10 protein-coding genes are annotated in these 14008 nt (G+C 73.4%); 4 read left to right on the top strand and 6 right to left on the bottom strand.

Translation table 11 applies throughout. From position 1 onward, the window contains the following. Positions 1-26: 26 nt before the first annotated feature. The 5 genes from ACL03H_RS20170 to ACL03H_RS20150 are packed head-to-tail and all read right to left on the bottom strand — an operon-like array spanning position 27 to position 5923. Positions 27-1283, bottom strand: coding sequence for an FAD-dependent oxidoreductase (locus ACL03H_RS20170; protein WP_412812839.1), 1257 nt, complete (start codon positions 1281-1283; stop codon positions 27-29). Further along, positions 1283-2914, bottom strand: a complete 1632-nt coding sequence (locus tag ACL03H_RS20165) for a prenyltransferase/squalene oxidase repeat-containing protein (RefSeq protein WP_412812838.1) — start codon at positions 2912-2914, stop codon at positions 1283-1285. The genes ACL03H_RS20170 and ACL03H_RS20165 overlap by 1 nt, the downstream gene beginning before the upstream one ends. Continuing rightward, positions 2911-3906, bottom strand: coding sequence for a UbiA family prenyltransferase (locus ACL03H_RS20160; protein ID WP_412812837.1), 996 nt, complete (start codon positions 3904-3906; stop codon positions 2911-2913). Before ACL03H_RS20160 ends, ACL03H_RS20165 begins: the two co-directional genes overlap by 4 nt. Before the next feature lie 2 nt (positions 3907-3908). Further along, complete coding sequence (locus tag ACL03H_RS20155) at positions 3909-4913, bottom strand: polyprenyl synthetase family protein (RefSeq protein ID WP_412812836.1); 1005 nt, start codon at positions 4911-4913, stop codon at positions 3909-3911. After that, the gene (locus tag ACL03H_RS20150) at positions 4910-5923 is read right to left on the bottom strand and encodes an aminotransferase class I/II-fold pyridoxal phosphate-dependent enzyme (protein WP_412812835.1); all 1014 of its coding nucleotides are present in this window, start codon (positions 5921-5923) and stop codon (positions 4910-4912) included. Before ACL03H_RS20150 ends, ACL03H_RS20155 begins: the two co-directional genes overlap by 4 nt. 897 nt (positions 5924-6820) lie before the next feature. Between ACL03H_RS20150 and ACL03H_RS20145 the strand changes: the two genes are divergently transcribed. Further along, positions 6821-7612, top strand: coding sequence for a S1 family peptidase (locus ACL03H_RS20145; protein ID WP_412812834.1), 792 nt, complete (start codon positions 6821-6823; stop codon positions 7610-7612). Between the two features lie 53 nt (positions 7613-7665). Here ACL03H_RS20145 and ACL03H_RS20140 read toward each other — a convergent pair whose 3' ends face one another. Further along, the gene (locus ACL03H_RS20140) at positions 7666-8520 is read right to left on the bottom strand and encodes a helix-turn-helix domain-containing protein (RefSeq protein WP_412812833.1); all 855 of its coding nucleotides are present in this window, start codon (positions 8518-8520) and stop codon (positions 7666-7668) included. Between the two features lie 382 nt (positions 8521-8902). Here ACL03H_RS20140 and ACL03H_RS20135 point away from each other — a divergent pair, with 382 nt between their 5' ends. The 3 genes from ACL03H_RS20135 (at position 8903) to ACL03H_RS20125 (ending at position 13880) form a co-directional block, all read left to right on the top strand. After that, entirely contained in the window at positions 8903-9976 is a 1074-nt protein-coding gene (locus ACL03H_RS20135; protein WP_412812832.1) for a LysR family transcriptional regulator, read from the top strand. A 238-nt stretch (positions 9977-10214) separates the two neighbouring features. Beyond that, the gene (locus tag ACL03H_RS20130; RefSeq protein ID WP_412812831.1) at positions 10215-13058 is read left to right on the top strand and encodes a penicillin acylase family protein; all 2844 of its coding nucleotides are present in this window, start codon (positions 10215-10217) and stop codon (positions 13056-13058) included. 429 nt (positions 13059-13487) lie between these two features. Next, on the top strand, positions 13488-13880 hold the full coding sequence (locus tag ACL03H_RS20125; protein ID WP_412812830.1) for a hypothetical protein: 393 nt from the start codon (positions 13488-13490) through the stop codon (positions 13878-13880). Positions 13881-14008: the final 128 nt, after the last annotated feature.

The raw sequence follows: 14008 nt of genomic DNA, 5'->3' as shown, positions 1-14008 counted from the left end.
AACGGTCCGTTCACCGGAACCGGCGCTCAGGCCCACGTCGGGAGGCGGTGGGCGCGAGGGTCGGGGAGGACGCCGATCTGATGCAGGCGGTCGAGCACGGTCAGCCGGTGCTGCCCGAGCCCGGCCATGTTGTGCATGACCGTGTAGCGCAGCCGCTCGTTGCCACCCGTGCAGCGCAGCGCGCGGCGCCCGACGACCCGCCCGGACCAGGACAGATCAGTGATCATGCGCGCCGCGTTGTGGCTCGTCTGCCCGATGTGGACCAGCTCGGGCAACCGCTGCCGCTGGTAAGCGCCGACCGCGGCGTCCACCGAGCTCGGGGTGAGCTCGCCGCCGAGGTGCCGGGCGAGGCACTCCGCATCGGTGATCGAGGTGTTCATGCCCTGCGCCGCCATCGGGTGCACCGCGTGCCCGGTCTCGCCGACCAGCGCCAGGCCGGGAACCCCCAGCTGCGGGGCGAGGAAGCGCGACACCGGCAACACCTGCCGGTTCGCCGCGCTGGCCCGCAGCGCTCCGGCCAGCGGAGCCAGCGCCGGGGTGTCGCGCACCAGCTCGTCGATCCAGCGCGCCATCGCGTCCCGGCCCAGCCCGCGCAGCTCGTCCGGCTCCACCTGCACGTACAGCCGGACCCGGCCGCCGGGCAGCGGATACCGCAGCCGCAGCCCGCGTTCGCTCACGTAAGCCGAGAAGTCCTGCTCGACCTCGGGCGCGTCGGCGATGTCGAAGGCGGCCAGCCGGTGCGGGTACTCCTCGCGCCGCACCTCGATCCCGGCGACCTTGCGCAGCCGGGAGGACAGGCCGTCGGCGGCGACGACGAGCTTCGCCCGCACCTCCCGCTCCTGCCCGCCCTCGGTGATGCGCACCCCGGCGACGCGGCCGGTGGTTTCCCGCAGCACGTCGCGCACCAGCACCCCGCGGCGGAGTTCCACGTGGTCGTCGAGCCGGTCCTCGAGCGCTTCCAGGATCACCGGGTAGTCGTGCGCGAGCAGGCACCGCTCCTGGTCCCGCAGCCGGTCGTACTCCAGCGCCATCAGCGGCGTCCCCGCCGGATCCCGCGCCACCAGCCGGTCCAGCCGCAGGGCGCCGCGCAGCTCCAGCCGCTGCGCCACGTGCCACTCCCGCAGCACCCCCAGCGCGCCGGGCTGCAGCACCTCGCCCTTCGCGATCCGGGTCGGCTCGGCCTGCTTCTCCAGCAGCAGCACCCGCAGCCCCCGGATGCTCAGCGCGCAGGCCGCGGCGAGCCCGGCCACCCCGGCCCCGCACACCACCACGTCGGCGTCCATCAGTTCCTCCCAGCGGCGTCGCGGTAGCGGGCCAGCGCGCGCAGCGCCAACCCGTCGGCCAGTGCGCGGTTCGCGCGGCGCGCACCGAGGCCCGCGCCCTCGGTCACGGGCGCCGCCGACCAGGACCCGGTCGGGCGGCGGGCGTCCAGCAGCCATTGCACCCCGCGCCGGATCTCGGCTCCCTCGGGGGCGACCCCGGCGGCCAGCAGCGCCCCGAGCGCCCACGCGGTCTCCTCGGCGGTGCCCGGCTCCTCGCCGCCGCCGGTGGACCACGAGCCGTCGGGCAGCTGGGCCCGCAGCAGCAGGCCGCGCGCCGCGCGCACGGCGGTGGACGCCTCCGGCCCGGTGCGAACCAGGACCTGCAGCACCGCCGAGGTGGTGGCCGTGCGCGGCCGGTACCGGCGCGAGTCCCAGCCTCCGTCGGGCCGCTGGGCGCGGCGGAGCCAGCGCACCGCCCGGCGCACCCGGCGGTCCTCGGCGGGCACGCCGGAGTCCAGCAGCGCCTCCAGCGACTGCGCCGTGACGTGCGGGCACGGGACGCGGGCGTTGCGCACGGGACCCCAGGAACCGCGCGAATCCTGCTGGGCGGACAGCCACTCCACCCCGCGCCGCACCGCCTCCCGGGATCGGTCGCCGGGGAACCGCCGCAGGACCGAGGTGATCGCGCCCGTCTCCGGAGCGGCGGGCCAGTCGCGCGGCCCCGAGCTGGCCCAGAAGCCCGCCGGGCAACCGAACGCGGGGCACGGGCGGTCCTGCTGATCGCGCAGCAGGAGCTCCCGGGTGGGAACCAGCCGCTCGTCGGTGCCGAAGCCCGCTTCGAGCAGCCCGCTCGCCGCGTCCGCCGTCCAGGTCAGCTCGGGCGCCGCGTCGTTCCAGGAACCGTCCGCGTTCACCCGCGCCCGCAGCCAGGCCACCGCACCGGGCAACAGCTCACCGCCGAACCCGGCGCGCGCGAGTCCCGCGCAGATCAGGCCGGTGACCCACGGGTCCTCGTGCCATCCGCCGCCGACGTGCTCCTGGAGCCCGCGCAGCAGCGACACCGCACGCGGGGCGCCCGCCCGCGCCAGCAGCCGTTCCAGCTGGTTCCCGCGCGCGGCCCGCGCCAGGACCAGCGCGCACGCCACCGGCGTCCGCAGGTCGAGCGCGCGGTGGAACCTGCTGGGCGGCACCACCAGTTCCAGGGGAACCCGGTCCGGGTCGAGCCAGCCGACGAGCGAGTAGAACCAGCGGCAGCAGGCCGCGATGTCGGAGCGCGCGAGCGCGTCCAGCCCGCCGTGCTCCAGCATCCAGCGGTGCCCGGCCGCGATCGGGTTCGCCGCGGCTTCCGGAGCCACCAGCTGCAGGGTCGCGCAGGCCACCGCGGTCGGCCCCGCCTCGTCCGGACCGCCGGGCAGCGCGCTCCAGCCGCCGGTGGCGGACTGCGCCGCGCGCAGCCAGGCCGCCCCGCGCTCGACCAGGTCCGCCGAGCCGCGCGCATCGCAGCAGTGCAGCGCGGTCACCGCGCTCGCCGTGCTCAGCGTCGAGGCGCGGCGGCCGTAGTCGAACACGCCGTCGGGGCGGCGCGCCTCGAACACCGCCTCCGCCGCGGTGTCGATCGCGTGCGAGACCTCTTCCGCCCGCGAAGTCGTCATGGCCGGGCCGCCTCCCGCTCCGCGGGGAACTCGTGCCCGCCGCGCAACGCCGATTGGGTGCCGAGGCTGAACACCAGAGCGGGCACCAGCACCGCCAGCGCGGCCCACCACCCGGCGCTGCCCGCGATCAGCGCCCCGGCCAGCACCAACCGCTCCGCGACGAGGATCTCGTGCGCCCGCAACGCCTTGCGCGGGGGCACCGCCCGGATGTGCTCGAACAGCAACGAGAACGCAGCCGTCCCCGCGCAGGCCGCGAGCGTCGTGAACACGTAGTAGGGCGCCTGCTCCAGCATCGTCGACGACATCGCCAGCACCGCCAGGAGTCCCGCCGCGTACAGACCGAACGCGATCCGCACCGCCGCCGGGACCCCGCGTCGCACCGCCACCGAGCCGTAGCCACCCGCCCGGTCGCCGTCCACGTCGCGGATCGTGCCGACCAGGTTCGACGCCGCGTCGTGCACCAGGAAGACCAGCGCGAACACCAGCACCGCACCGGTGACCCCACCGGTGGCCAGCAGCGATCCGGTGGCCAGCGCCAACGCGGTGAGCGCGCCGCGCACCAGGTTCCCAGAGAGCCCGCGCGCCTTGCAGAACCGGCTGTAGGCCACGATCCCGGCCAGCGCCGCCAGCACCAGCACCACCGCGCGCCAGTTCACCAGCAACGCGAGCACCGCGGCCGCCGCCGCGCACCCGAGGCCGCCGCCCAGCGCGGCGCGCGCCGACAACCGCCCGGACGGGATGGGCCGCTGCGGCTTGCTGATGGCGTCCAGCTCGCGGTCGAAGTAGTCGCCCAGGTAGTGCCCGGACAGCCAGCCCAGGGCGGGCACCACCGCCGCCGCGAGCGCCGGAACGCCCCAGCCACCGGCCACCGCGGCCCCGGCCGCGCCGACCAGCGCCGGGTAGCAGGTGGTGTAGGGCCGCCAGGTCTCCACGTGCGCGCGGAGACCGGCGCGCAGCGCGGAAGTCGTGGGGGAGGACTCCGGCGCGGCCACGGCTAGCGGTCCCGGTCGATCGCGAGCGTCGCCACCGCCGCGAGCAACCGGGTCCCCTCCGAGTCCGGGAGCGCGGCCAGCTCCTCGTGCGCCAGCCGGATCTCGTCGGCGGCCAGCTCGGTGGCCCGGCGCAGCGCGCCCAGCCGCTCCAGGACTTCCCGCAGCAGCGCGAAGGACTCGGCGGGGGAGCGGTCTCCGCTGAGCGCGTCTGCCAGCAGCGCGCGATCCGCCGCGCCGGCCATCCCGTAGCCGACGATCACCGGGAAGGTCGGCCGCATGTTGCCCGCGTCGCTGCTGGCCCCCTTGCCGGTGACCGACTCGTCCGCCAGGTACGGCAGCAGGTCGTCGCGCATCTGGAACGCCGCGCCTACCCGCTCGGCGAACCCGGTGGCGGCCGCCACCTGCTCGGACGTGCCACCGCCGAGCAGCGCGCCCGCCCGGCACGCGGCCCGGAACAGCGCGCCCGTCTTCAGCGCCGCCATCCGCCGGTAGCGCTCCGGCGGGCAGGACGCGTCGCGCAGCAGCTCGGCCTCCAGGGTCTGCCCGCGGCACAGGTCCACCCCGGCTTCGGCGACGGCCCGCACCGCCGCGAGCACCCGGTCGGCGGTCGAGCCGGACTCGGCGAGGGTGGCGAACAGGCTCAGGATCAGCGCGTCCCCGGTGACGATGGCGTCCGGGACGCCGTACCGGGCGGGCACCGAGGGGCGGCCCCGGCGCAGCTCGTCGCCGTCGATGATGTCGTCGTGCACGAGCGAGGCCACGTGCAGGTACTCCACGCTCAGGGCCGGAGCCAGCACCTCCGCGCGGTCCCCGCCGACGGCTTCCGCGGTGGCGACCAGCATCACCGGCCGCAGCAGCTTCCCCGGTGCCAGCAGCGCGTACCGCGAGACCTCGTCCAGGTGGTCCGCCTCGGCCGGCCAGCGGCGCTCCAGCTCGGCGCGCAGCTCGGCGGCGATGGCGGAACTCGCCAGCAGCTCCGCCGGGCTCACCGGCGTCCCGGCCGTCATCGGGCGGCCCCGTCGCGCTCGGCGGCGAACGCGCCCGCGACTTCGAGCACGAGGTCGTCGACCTCCCGGGTACCGACGGTGAGCCGCACGCCCCGCTCCGCGGTGACGCGCAGCCCGATGCCCGCGGCCGCGCAGTGCCGCACGAACGCTTCGCTGTCCGCGCCGAGCGGCAGCCACAGGAAGTTCCCGCCGCTGGGCGGTACGTCGAATCCGAGTTCCCGCAGGCCCGCGCGCAACCGGTCGCGCTCGGCGGCGACCTCCGCGCACTGCCGGCGCATCACCGCGGTCGCTTCCAGCGCGGCTGCGGCCGCCGCCTGGGCGGGGGCGCTCACTCGGAAGAACATCGCGCCGGGCTTGAGCGGGGCCAGCACCCGTTCCGCCGCGACGAGGTAACCGACGCGCAGCGCGATCAGGCCGTAGGACTTGGAGAAGGTCCGGGCGATCGTCAACCGCTCGTCCGTTCGGAGCAGTTCCAAGCCGTTCGCGATCGTCCCGGAATCGGCGAAGTCGAGATAGGCCTCGTCGAGCACGACGTGCACGCCCTCGGGAATGCGGCCGAGGAAGTCGGTGATCTGCTCGGCGGAGAGCACCGCGCCGGTGGGGTTGTTCGGATTGCACAGCAGAACCACTCGGGTGCGTTCCGTGACCGCGGCCGCCATCGCGTCCAGGTCGTGCTCGAATTCCCGCAGCGGCACCCCCACCGCCGTCGCCCCGGCGTTGCGGATCAGCAGCGGGTACATCTCGAACGACGGCCACGGGTGCACGACCTCGCTGCCCGGCCCGGCGTTGACCTGCAGGAACTGTTGCAGCAGTGCGCCGGAGCCGACGCCGGGCAGCACCTGGTCGGGTGAGATCTCGTGGTGCGCCGCGATCCGCTTCACCAGCTCGGTGGAGAACGGATCCGGCGTCAGGTGCAGCGTTCCCAGCGTGCCCTCAGCGGCCTCCCGGACACCGGGCAGCGCGGGCGCGAAATTCTCGTTCAGAGAAAGCTGGTGAACAATTGAGGTCACGATCGGCCTTCCCGTCTTGCCCGCGGCGTCGCATCTCCGCGCGGGGCCCGCGCGTTTCGGCGCGGCCCGTCCGGAGAAGTCCGACGAATAGTGATTTGATCTATGGGTCGATGTCAAGGAGTGGGCGGCGAGAAAACGTAATCATCACGTTTCCCGTTCCGCGGGAGGCGATTTTCCGGGGGGATTCCCCGCGCTCCTCCGCGTCGGCTCGGTGCGGGGTGCCGCTGCGGTCCGCGCTGTGCTAGACCGCTGCGCCGACGGCGGGCCGGCCCCGGCGGCAGCAGTCCCGGGAAGGTCTTCGGCCGGTGTTGCAACCAAGCTGTGATCTTCCGGGCTCGGCCTGCTCAGCGGTGGTGTCGCCCGGCCGGTGCGGCGCGCGGCCCCTGCGCGCTCGCCCGAATGGCTCTGGAATATTCCAGCGGTCATTCGGTACACCGGAGCCAGCGCGCTCGCCACGGTGGCTGTCGGGGCCCGGTGGGCGCGCTCGCCACGGTCCGGGGACCGGTGGCTGTGCCGCGGCCGGCGGGAGTACCGGCCGCGGTGGATCCGCGGCCCCGGTGCGTTCGGGGCGCGCCGGGGCCGCGGCCGCACATTCCCCGATTGTTGCCGCGACGCGCGGCCGCCTCTCCCGCAGATTCGGCGTTCGCCGATCCGGGGAATACCGCCGTCCGGGCGAATTGGCCATTGCTGAACGGCCACTGTGAAAACGGCAAATACCGGCACTGTTGAGCCGAATGCCGTTATGCCTATGGTGCGGTCCAGATTCCTCTTGGCAGCGGGGCGGGCCGGCGAGTCCGTTTCGTGGAGGAATCCGAGGGGCCGTTCGCGCCGGCCCTCCGACAACCGATGACGTCCGGGCCGCCCCATCGTCCCGGACGCGAGATCGAGGAGTTCAAGATGCTCGCTGCCCGTCGCCTGGCCCGATTCGCCGGGATCACCGCCGTCGCCCTGTCCGCCGCCGCCGGCGTCTCCGTTTCGGCCGCCCAGGCCGAACCCGCCGACGTCACCCCGTACGTCGTCGGTGGGGAGGACGCCGACATCGCCGACCACCCCTTCGTGGTGGCGCTGCTGACACCGGACGGGCAGCAGTTCTGCGGTGGTTCGCTGGTCTCCGAGACCAAGGTCGTCACCGCCGCGCACTGCACCACGGGCTCGCAGCCCAGCGAGATCAACGTGCTCAGCGGCCAGACGGACATCAGCGGCAGCGGCGGCACCGTCTCCGAGGTCAGCGACGTGTGGGTGCACCCCGACTACACCGATGCCACCCAGGGCTTCGACGTCTCCGTGCTGACCCTGGCCGAGCCGGTCGACGGCGCCCCGGTCGAGCTCGCGACCGAGGACGACGCGGGTTACGAGGCCGGCACCGACGCCACCGTGCTCGGCTGGGGGACCACCAGCGAGGGCGGCTCCACCTCCGACAGCCTGCAGAAGGCGACCGTGCCGGTGAGCTCGGACGCCGACTGCTCCGCGGGGTACGCCGAGTACAGCCCCGACTCGATGGTGTGCGCGGGCCTGCCCGAGGGCGGCGTCGACGCCTGCCAGGGCGACTCCGGCGGCCCGATCGTGGCCGACGGCCGCCTGATCGGCGTCACCTCCTGGGGCGAGGGCTGCGCCCGTCCGGGCAAGCCCGGCGTCTACGCCCGCGTGGGTGCCTACAACGACGTCCTGACCGAGCAGATCAACAGCTGATCAGCGGTCTTCGAGCGGGGGCGGTCCTGAGCGATCGCCCCCGCTTCGTCGGTTCAGGCGGGCTGGCGCACGACGCGGTCCTCGAACTTCGCGGCGTAACCCGCGATCAACGAGCGGGAGTCCGCCGCGCTCAGCGCGACCCGGCTCAACCGGTCGATCGACTCCCGGAACGCCGCGACCTTCTCCTCGGCGTCCAGCAGCAGCCCGCACTCCTGGCTCTCGACCAGCACCGTCGCCACCCCGTCGGCGAACTCGATCAGCGTGAAGGGCCCGGCCAGCCCCGCGTGCACCCCGAGGTAGGTGGGCAGCACCCGGACCGCGATGGTGGCGGTGTCCGCGCAGCGCAGCAGGTGCCGCAGCTGCCCGCTCATGATCGCGGGTCCGCCGACCGGCCGGGTCAGCACCGATTCGTCGAGGAAGGCGGTGAACTCGGCGGGCGTCGCCTTGTGCAGGATTCCCTGGCGCACCTGCCGCACGTTGACCTGCTCGTCGACCTCGCCGGTGCTCCCGCCCGCCGCGCCGCAGACCGCGGTGGCGTAGCCCCGGGTCTGCAGCAGGATCGGCACGTAGCCCAGGCTGAGCTCGGCGAGCCGGGCGGCCCGCTGCTCGGCGTCGATGCAGGCGCGGGTGTGCGCGGACAGCCCGGCCATCGCCTCCCACCAGGACGGGCGGCCCAGTTCCTCGGCCATCGTCAGCAACTGGTCGCGACGCTTGCCGCGCACCCGCAGCGCACCGAGCACGGCCGCCAGGTCCGGACCCTCGATGCCGCGCTGGGCGGTTTCGATCCTGCTGATCTTCGCGATGCTCCAGCCCAGCTGCTCGGCGAGCACGCCCTGCGAGATCCCTCTGTCCTTGCGCACCTTGCGTACCTCGGCCGCCAGTGCTCGGGCACGAGGAGAGTTCGACATGATCGTCAGAATATGGTTCCGCTCCGGAAAAATCGTCGCTCGATCAGGTAGTAGTGGCAGTCCCGGCACGGTCTCCGGAGTCGAGAGAATGCGCGGACCGGAGCGGAAAGCGGAGGCGGGGACCCGGAATCCGGGCCCCCGCGCATCCCCCAGGCCATCCGACCCCCCGGATGCCCGGCGGCGTCCCCCGGCGCCGCTGCGATCAGATTGGCACGGCGGAGTTCCGCGTTTCCAGCGGATCGGCCAACAATCCCGGGGAACATGTGGCGTGCAGTCGAGATCAGTTCCCGGGGATAGACTTCCCCCGGGGAGGATCTGCCAGCCGCCCGGTGCTCGGTCGTCGCACCAGGAGCGGGCGATCGCCGCACCCGTGGAAGGACGCATGTCGTTATCCGGATCCCCCGAGATCGCAGCGGACGAGTCCGAGCACCGGAGGGTGCGCACCCCGCAACCCCTGCTGGACACGACGCTGGACCAGCTGCGCACCCTGGTCGTGGTGCACCAGGAGGGAACCGCGCTGGCCGCCGCCCGGTTGCTCGGGCGCGAGCAGTCGAGCGTGCAGAAGCAGCTGGACACCCTCAACCGCAACTTCCGGGATCTGTGCGGCGAGCCGCTCGTGCTCAAGCAGGGGCGGGGCAAGAGCGCGTTGTTCACCGAGACCGGTGAGGCGCTGGTCGAGCGGGCGCGCGACACGCTGGACGACTGGTTGGAGGCCGTCACCGACTCGCGGCGCCGCGTGGGCGGCTCGCTGCGGGTGGGCACCACGCGCTTCACCCTCGGCTTCCTCACCCCTGCGGTGGAGCGGGTCTCGGCGGACTTCCGGACCGAGGGCGTCGACCTCAAGGTGGTGCACCTGCGGACCCGGAACCTCCTGGAGGCGTTGCGCGCCAACGAGGTCGACCTGGTCTGCGGCAGCACCCTCACCGACGTCGGGTCGGCACCGCCGGGCCTGGACGTGCTGGAGTGGCGGCGCAGCGGGCTGACCCTGGTCACGAACCTGGACCGGCGGCTGGTGCCGGGATCGGCGGTGCGGGCCGCCGCGCTGCCTCGGCTGCCGCTGGTGGTCGCGGGCAGCGGCCTGGTGGCGGAGTTCCTGCGCGGCTGGTTCGGCGCGGACTACCGGGGAGCCCTGAACCTCGTGGCCGAGGTGGACGACGTGCGCTACGGCTTCGAGCTGCTGAGCTCCGGGCTGGTGCACGGTTGCATGCTGGTCACCCGGGGCGTCGCGGAGGCCGCGGTGGACGGCCGGCTGCCGGACGGGCGCGGACTGCGGGCGCTGGACGTGCTCGGCGACCTGGAGCCGAAGCTGGAGGTGCTCGTCGGCGCGTTCGCCCGGGCCGGGGAGTTGCGGCGGCACGACGCCGGGCATCCGCTGAACCGGCTGTGGGAGGCGTTGCAGCGCCAGCACTCCGAGTGGCGCGAGCGCTCGCCGGACCGGTCCACCGCGGGCGGTTGAGCGGAACCGGGTTCGTCGCTGCCGAACCGGGCGGTCCGGGGGCGCCGCCCGGTGATCTCCGGTGAGCCGGGGCCGGATGCCGTGGGGTGTTGCGCCGGAGCGGGGTGCTCCGTTCGTGCGGACGGCGCCGGATCGTTCACTCGGACAGCCCAACTCGCCCGGGGGAAGAACGTGAATTCATTTCATTTACGTCTGGCTTCGGTTAGCGTCCGCCCGAGATCGAGGAGAGGACCCGCCGATGTCAGGGCAGCGCATTCTGGCCGCACTCAGCGTCGGAGCCGTCATCGGCTCGCTCCTGCTCGCCCCGGCGGCCGGGGCAGCACCCGAAGCCCCGGACGTGCCCCCGATCCCCGACCACTGCGGCGGGCAGTGCCACGAGGTGCTCCCGCCCGGGCAGAACGGCAACGCCACGCTCGCCGAGCTCGCCGGGCACCTGCTGCTCGGCACCAAGCCCGCGCACTCCGACGACCAGCTCAAGCCCTACGACGAGCTCGCCACCGGTTACCGGCAGCTCACCACCAGCACCATCGGCGAGTTCTTCCGCGACAACTCCTTCGGCGTCCAGCCCGACGACGTCGAGCGCACCTACCAGCCGCGCGCGGACGTCACCGTCGTGCGGGACAAGACCGCGGGCGTCCCGCACGTCTACGGCACGACCCGCGCCGGCACCGCCTTCGGCGCCGGGTACACCACCGCCGAGGACAAGCTGTTCCTGATGGACGTCATGCGCCGCGCCGGACGCGGGCAGGTCACCTCGTTCGCGGGCGGCGCACCCGCCAACCGCGAACTGGAGCAGGGCTTCTTCGCCACCTCCCCCTACACCGAGGAGGAGCTGGAGCAGCAGATCGCGACCGCCGGCCGGCGCGGACCCCGCGGGGAGCAGGCCCTCGCCGACGCCCAGTCCTACGTGGACGGGATCAACGCCTACCTCCGCCAGGCGCACGAGGGCCGCTACTTCCCCGGCGAGTACGTCGCCACCGGGCACGTGGACCCGATCACCAACGCCGGAGAGATCGAACCGTTCGAGCTCACCGACCTCGTCGTGCTCGCCTCGCTCGTCGGCGCGCAGTTCGGCGGGGGCGGCGGCAACGAGGTGCAGCAGGCCGTCGCCCGGATGTCGCTGCACGAGCGCTTCGGCCCCGAGCGCGGCGAGCAGGTCTGGCGCACCTTCCGCGCGGAGAACGACCCCGAGGCGGTCTCCACCGTGCACGACGGCAGCTCCTTCCCCTACGCGACCTCCCCGGAGAACCCGCGCGGCGCGGCCATGCCCGACCCCGGCTCCGTCACCGAGCAGCAGCTCGTCTTCGACGCCACCGGATCCGCCGCCGAACCCGCGGAGCCCGTTGACCAGCGCCAGACCCCGCGCCCCGCACCGCGCGCCGGGGGAGACCAGGTCGAGGCGCTGCGCGGGATCTTCGACGACGGCGTCGCCCCCGCCGACATGGCCGAACCGCGCGCCATGTCCAACGCCCTGCTCGTCTCCGGCGCGCACACCACCAGCGGCAACCCCATCGCCGTCTTCGGGCCGCAGACCGGCTACTTCGCCCCGCAGCTGCTCACCCTGCAGGAGCTGCAGGGCCCCGGGATCTCCTCGAAGGGCGCCTCGTTCGCCGGGCTCAGCTTCTACACGCTGCTCGGACGCGGGCAGGACTACTCCTGGAGCGCCACCACCGCGGCCCAGGACATCATCGACACCTACGCGGTCGAGCTCTGCGAACCCGGCGGCGGGCCGGTCACCAAGGACTCCGACCACTACCTGTTCCGGGGTGACTGCCTGCCCATGCAGCAGGTCGAGCGGCGAAACGCCTGGGAACCCAGCCTCGGCGACGACACGCCCACCGGCTCCTACCGGCTGGTCTCCTTCCGCACCCGCTACGGGCCGGTGACGCACCGCGCGACCGTCGAGGGCAAGCCGGTCGCCTACAGCACCGTGCGCTCCACCTTCATGCACGAGGTCGACTCCATCCTCGGGTTCCAGCGGTTCAACGACCCCGCCGAGATCACCTCGCCCGAGGCCTTCCAAGCCGCCGCGCACGACGTCAACTACACCTTCAACTGGTTCTACGCCGACTCCGAGCACACCGCGTACTTCAACTCCGGCGCCAACGTCGTCCGCAACCCCGAGGTCGACCCGGCGATGCCGGTGCGCTCCGACCCCGAGTTCGACTGGCGGGGCTGGGAGCCCGACGGCAACACCGCCGACTACGCGCCCTTCGAGCAGCACCCCCGCTCGCTGGACCAGGACTACTTCACCAGCTGGAACAACAAGCAGGCCCCCGGCACCAGCGGGGCCGGGTGGAGCAAGGGCGCGGTGCAGCGCGGCGACCTCCTCGACTCCCGGGTGCGCGGTCTCGTCGCCGAGGGCGGCGTGGACCGGGCCGCGCTCACCCGGGCCATGACCGAGGCCGGGCTCACCGACCTGCGCGCCGAGCGGGTGCTGCCCGACCTGCTGCGGGTGCTCGACAGCGAGCCCGCCGACGATCCCGAGCTCGCCGCCCGCGTCGGGCTGCTGCGCGACTGGCTCGCCGACGGCGGGCTGCGCACCGAGACCGAGCCCGGCAGCCACCGCTACGCGCACGCCGAGGCCATCGAGCTGATGGACGCCTGGTGGCCGCTGCTGGTGCGCGCCACCTTCGAGCCGGCGCTGGGCGAGGACGCCTACCGGGCGCTGACCGGGGCCGAGCACATCAACGAATCGCCCTCGGGCTGGCAGAACGCCGATCCCGCCGAGCACGTCGGGCAGTCGCACCAGGGTTCGGCCTTCCTCACCGGCTGGTACGGGCAGGTGTCGAAGAACCTGCGCGGGGCGCTCGGCGAGGACGTGCCCGGCGGCTTCGGCACCGCGCTGTGCGGGGAGGGCGATCTCGGGGCCTGTCGGCAGGCGCTGGTGGACAGCCTCGCCGCCGCCGCCGCGACTCCCGCCGCGCAGACCTATCCCGGCGACGCCGACTGCGAGCCCGGCGATCAGTGGTGCGCCGACGCGATCGTGCACAACAAGATCGGCGGCATCGCGCACGACCCGATCAGCTGGCAGAACCGGCCGACCTACCAGCAGGTCGTCGAATTCCCCTCCCACCGCTGACCCCCTCCACCCCGCCCCCCGCGCCGGGGCGGGCCCGAGGTGGAGTGAACGGACCGTTCGTCCCACAGGTCTGGGCGAACGGTCCGTTCACCTGGTTCCCCCTCCCCGCAGCGCACCGGGTGAACGGCTCGTTCGTCGGAGGGGGTTGGGCGAACGGTCCGTTGACTCCGCGACCGCGGGACCGCGACCGGTCGCGGGTGGTGAGGCCGGGTGAACGGCTCGTTGGTCCGAGGGGATTGGGCGAACGGTCCGTTCACTCGGAAAACCACCCCACCTCACCCGGTGCGGGTGCGGGGCGCACGGGGAGTGGTGGAAGTCCGGTCCGCGGGCGGGCATTCGGGGCAAGCGGATCACGCTCTCGTCGTGTTTCCGGTTGGTGATCACTGCACTAGTCTCGCGGCAGCAGAACCGACGACCTCGGGAGTTCCGTTGGCCACGTGGGAGGACATCGCCGCTTTCGTCCGGTCCGAATACCGGGTCCTCGACGATTCCGGGGACGAGATCCGCATCCTCATCGAGTACGAGGACGAGCGAAGCCAGGTCATCATCGTCTGTCGCGAGGTCCTCGACGGGCACGAGGATTGGGTTCAGATCGCCTCGGTCTGCGGTCTCGTCGCCGACGTCGACCTGCACCGGTTGCTCAAGGAGATCGGCGAGACCTCCGTCGTCTGCGGCGCCGTGATCATGGGTGAACACGTGGTGCTGCGGCACTCGTTGCCGCTGCTGCACCTGGACATCAACGAGTTCGTCGACCCCCTGCAGCTCGTCTCCGACACCGCGGATCAGGTGGAGGAGATGTTCTTCGGCGGCGACGGCTACTGATCGAGCGCCGGAAGCGATCCGGCGCCGCGAGGTCCCCCAACGGACGCGCCTGAACGAGCTCCCGTTCCCGGTGAACCTCGATTCGCCGGGAACGCGGGGCGCAGCGCTGGGCTCCCGTCCCGAATCCG

Source organism: Saccharopolyspora antibiotica (assembly GCF_047200635.1).
GTDB lineage: Bacteria > Actinomycetota > Actinomycetes > Mycobacteriales > Pseudonocardiaceae > Saccharopolyspora_C.
Note: the sequence above shows the minus strand (reverse complement) of the source record. Positions and strands in the feature narration are given on the sequence as shown.

Excerpts from the sequence above, each read along its gene's own strand:
- ACL03H_RS20140 (WP_412812833.1), bottom strand. The coding sequence starts at position 8,520 with ATGTCGAACTCTCCTCGTGCCCGAGCACTGGCGGCCGAGGTACGCAAG.
- ACL03H_RS20130 (WP_412812831.1), top strand. The coding sequence starts at position 10,215 with ATGTCAGGGCAGCGCATTCTGGCCGCACTCAGCGTCGGAGCCGTCATC.
- ACL03H_RS20170 (WP_412812839.1), bottom strand. The coding sequence starts at position 1,283 with ATGGACGCCGACGTGGTGGTGTGCGGGGCCGGGGTGGCCGGGCTCGCC.
- ACL03H_RS20165 (WP_412812838.1), bottom strand. The coding sequence starts at position 2,914 with ATGACGACTTCGCGGGCGGAAGAGGTCTCGCACGCGATCGACACCGCG.
- ACL03H_RS20155 (WP_412812836.1), bottom strand. The coding sequence starts at position 4,913 with ATGACGGCCGGGACGCCGGTGAGCCCGGCGGAGCTGCTGGCGAGTTCC.
- ACL03H_RS20135 (WP_412812832.1), top strand. The coding sequence starts at position 8,903 with ATGTCGTTATCCGGATCCCCCGAGATCGCAGCGGACGAGTCCGAGCAC.
- ACL03H_RS20145 (WP_412812834.1), top strand. The coding sequence starts at position 6,821 with ATGCTCGCTGCCCGTCGCCTGGCCCGATTCGCCGGGATCACCGCCGTC.